The organism is Cupriavidus sp. 05N40 (assembly GCF_056397305.1).
On record NZ_JBFTND010000366.1, the window covers coordinates 1 to 3814 of the forward strand.

At 58.5% G+C, this 3814-nt stretch carries 4 protein-coding genes; 3 read left to right on the plus strand and 1 reads right to left on the minus strand.

Annotated elements, in window-relative coordinates; translation table 11 throughout:
• Positions 1-548: 548 nt before the first annotated feature.
• Positions 549-779: an IS1096 element passenger TnpR family protein gene (locus AC1DO7_RS40120; RefSeq protein ID WP_441623276.1), complete on the minus strand. Its 231-nt coding sequence runs from the start codon at positions 777-779 to the stop codon at positions 549-551.
• 551 nt (positions 780-1330) lie between these two features.
• Here AC1DO7_RS40120 and AC1DO7_RS40125 point away from each other — a divergent pair.
• From AC1DO7_RS40125 to AC1DO7_RS40135, 3 genes are all read left to right on the plus strand, one after another.
• Positions 1331-1627 carry a hypothetical protein gene (locus AC1DO7_RS40125; protein ID WP_441623278.1) on the plus strand — a complete coding sequence of 99 codons (297 nt, stop codon included), beginning with the start codon at positions 1331-1333 and terminating at the stop codon, positions 1625-1627.
• Positions 1628-2307: 680 nt separating this feature from the next.
• Entirely contained in the window at positions 2308-2811 is a 504-nt protein-coding gene (locus tag AC1DO7_RS40130; protein WP_441623280.1) for a helix-turn-helix transcriptional regulator, read from the plus strand.
• Positions 2808-3503 (plus strand): nucleotidyl transferase AbiEii/AbiGii toxin family protein, encoded by a 696-nt coding sequence (locus AC1DO7_RS40135; RefSeq protein ID WP_441623281.1) that lies wholly within the window; start codon positions 2808-2810, stop codon positions 3501-3503. Before AC1DO7_RS40130 ends, AC1DO7_RS40135 begins: the two co-directional genes overlap by 4 nt.
• Positions 3504-3814: the final 311 nt, after the last annotated feature.

Consider the following 3814-nt stretch of genomic DNA (forward strand, 5'->3'; position numbering starts at 1 on the left):
GAACATGTTTTACTGTGCGAGCACTTTATAACTTGTAAGCTCCGATGCTTGCGCACCGGGCATCCGCTATCAAGCGCCCACACTTATCGGTTGTTTGTTTGTTAAAGAACTTGCCGCGGTTCGCTTTGCTTACCGCGTCGCTGCTTTGTCTGCAGCACATAAAAACGAGAGAAAACCGGCTACTAAACCCGAACATCACTGAACGAATTCGTATTGCTTTTTTCCTTTCTTTTTACCCCACAACTTGTGCTTTACTCTGCTTTGCTGCAGCGCATTTCGTTGCGAGGGAGCGAATATTAATGCGCGCTTATCGAAGTGGCAAGTCCTTTTGGAAAATATTTTTGACGGCGCGGCCAATCGGGCCGGCCGCAGTGCAATGAGTGCTCCTTGTTGCACTTTATGAGGATGCAGCCCAGTGCCAACATGCCGCCCGCGCTCACGGGATGCGCGAACTCTCCCGGCGCAAGGGCCGCCACCCGCCACGCAACGTCGCAAGACGAAGCCTTCGTGCTCGCGCAGATTAAACGCGGCCAGCGTCAGCTCGTTTGCTACCGCGGAAAATTGCAGGATGCCTTCATGCGCTTCGCCGTAACGCCTGCCACGAATGCTAAACGTGTGCGTTCGTCGGCACAGCCCATGACGACCTGGATCACATTGTGCAATTGCCCGCGCGTCAAGTGCTCGGGAACGAGGACGCGTCGCCAAACCGACGGGCTCAGGCCACGCAGAGCAATTCGAAGTTGCAGGACGGAGGTCGCCGGCCCGGGATCGGAAGCCATGCGCGCATTGTAGGTGCCTCATTGGCCTCCTGACAGTGATCCGGTCGTCCGCCCCCGCTTTGGCGCGGTCTCCGCTTGGGGGCGTGTCCCCAGTGAGCGGCCGATCGGCCAGCCGCAGACGATCGGCGACTGCCAACAAACGCCGGTCTCGCGTCCACGGAGCACTGCCGGGTGTCAGCCGGGTAGCGCCCGGCAGATGTGCGTCGACATAGCCAATCCCGAGGCCGTACAGCACTTGGTCGCCGATCATCCGTCGACAAACGCTGCCAGCACTATCCCGGGAGGTCACTCATAGACCTCAATTCCCTCGCCCGCTGGCGGACAGACGGAAATTCTCCAGAAATCACTGGCATTTTTTCTAGTCGCCGCCAAAGTTGTTCCTGATGGGGGCCGAATGCAAATCAGCCCCTATGTARAGTAGCCTTCTGGCATCTACTGGCCAACATGAATCGGGCGTAGAAGAACCTCTTGGTCGCATTGACTACCGACTAAGGGTTCCACCCAGCACCGTATTCGCGCCAACTCCAGGGCATCAAAGTGAGTGATATATCATGCACACCGTAATAAGAGCATATTCGGGAGCAGGCGCTAAGGAACTCTTCGATTTGTTGGAGAGGCGCACTCCTGAGATCGAATCACTGATGCGTTCGGTCCAAGGCTTTGTCAGCTACACACTGGCCCGAAGCGAGGATGGTGAATTTGGCTTCTCAGTTACCGTTTGCAATGACAAGACGGGGGTTGATGAAAGCAGCCAAAAGGCTAAGGATTGGATCGCACAGAACGCTACTGGCAATGGCGCAAGTGCCCCAACGATCTCGGAGGGACTCGTGATCCTGCACGTTAAGTAGCGGCAATGCGTGCTGACCCGATCGATCGCAGAGTTGGAGGCCGTCATCGACCGAGTCGGCCCAGCACGATCACAACTTAGCTTGCACTCTCGATTCCCATGCCCGCGGCTGAACGTGTCAGCCATGTGCTATCGGCAAGAAGCCCCGGGAAGAGACAAGCAGGTCCGGCCCGCGGTCGTCCATTCCCGGGCCAAGGGCAGGCATCAAACAAACCTGAACATTTGCATTTCACGTGCGAGGCACGCCAGGCACGCGGCGGAGTGCCAAATCGGGCAGTGAACCATTGCGTAAACGACGACTGGCGTGAATAGCCCAGCAGCGTTGCCACCCGTCCTATGGGATAACGCGCGTTGGTCAGGTAGCGAATTCCTGCCGCACGTCCTCCACAAGATTCGAAAGGTTTGTACCCGCCGCCTCGAGCTGGCGCTGCCCTTCCCTGCCAACGTAGCGATACACAAATGCCGACATCTACACTTTTCGGAGTGTCGTTCGGAACAAAGCTGTACGACAAGTGCTCGGATGGCCGCAATAAGGTCAGGCGAATGGTCTGCAACCCACACCCTCGGGGCTGACCACAACCGTATCAATCTGCAGGAAAAGGACGATTCCCCCAATTGCCGAAGAAACCATATCCCCGTCTATGTCGTCTATACTTGACACATCGAGCGGAGATTCTCGCCATGAACCCTGCACTCTTGGGTAATACGATTCAACACAAGCGGATCGCCCTCGGCCTGACCCAGCAGCAACTGGCGGATATGGCCAAACTGTCGCGCCAGTCCCTAAACGGCATTGAGCATGGAACCGTGAACGCCACGCTCGAAACGCTGGGCCGGCTGATGGACGTCCTAGGCCTTGCGCTTGATGTGTACGATCCCGACGCCGGCCGCCAGGCCAGGGGCACACCGACCCGCGCACTATGGATGGCCGCGAAGGGCGCAAACGTCAGTTACGCCGGCGAGCTCACGCCTGATCTGCTTGAATGGGCGCTGGCCACTGGCGAGGTGCCGGCGGAGTTTCGACCGCAAGTAGCCCAGGTCCTGGATGAGGCGCCACTGCAACTCGTCACCAAGGTAGTGGCCGAGGTGGCGGCGAAGCAGCACCGGAAACCGGCCGACATCTGGAAGAACCTCAGACGACTCGCGCAGTCATTGACGGCGACACGCGGAGGGCTGTGGGCATGAAGATTGAGCTCCAGGGTGACACCTGGGAAAGCCTGTTCCCTCACGCCTTCACGCTGATGGAGGAGGTCAGGAAGCACGGGGGTATCGAGCCGTTCTGGACCTTCGGGGGCGGGACGGTCCTGATGCTCCGGTACCGCCATCGCTTTTCACGCGATATCGACCTCTTTGTGCCGGACCCGCAATATCTAGGGTTCGTGACACCCCGTTTGAGCGAGACTGCAGAGGGCATCACGAGCGACTATGTGGAGCAGGGGAACTTCGTGAAGCTGGTCCTTGACGCCGGCGAAGTCGACGTCGTGGCCTCGCCCAACCTGACTGACGAGCCATTCGAGATCTGGGAGATCATGGGGCAGCCAGTCAAAGTGGAGACTGCAGCCGAAATCGTTGCCAAGAAGCTCTACCATCGGGGCGACCGCGCCATCGCACGGGATCTCTTCGACCTGGCCGTCGTGGTCGAGCAAGAACCAACAGCCCTCGCGCATGCCGCGCCGTTTCTGCTGAGGCATGCAGCCGCCTTCCTGGGCCAAATCGAGGCGGGCCCGCCGATCATGCGCGAGCAGTTCGCCAGGATCCAGCGGATCAGCTTCGACCGCAGCTTTGATGAGTGTGTCGCGCTGACGCGGGATTTTCTCGATTCGCTGCAGGAAACGGATGACGCTCCGCAGAGGGCGCGGGAACGATATCGCCCGTAAGGGGTAGCCGTACTTTTTGCGCGAAATCTGGCGGTTTTGGCGCTCTCGCTTTCTACGTCAGTGCACTGACCACAATTGTGCAACAGCTTGCTGCACAACTTCAGGCTTGGTGAACGTACACCTACCTGTACCTCCATTCGAGCAATGGGCCTCGACCTGAAGACCGCGCCAAAGCGAGGACTGACTAAGTGGCAATGCGGTAGTTTTTTGTGTTCTGGCGATGGCATTCGCGCTGATGCACGAGGACTACCAGGAAGACGGTGGACCTCAGCCTGGATCAGATACAGGTGCGCGTGCTCTCCCCTGTGGAT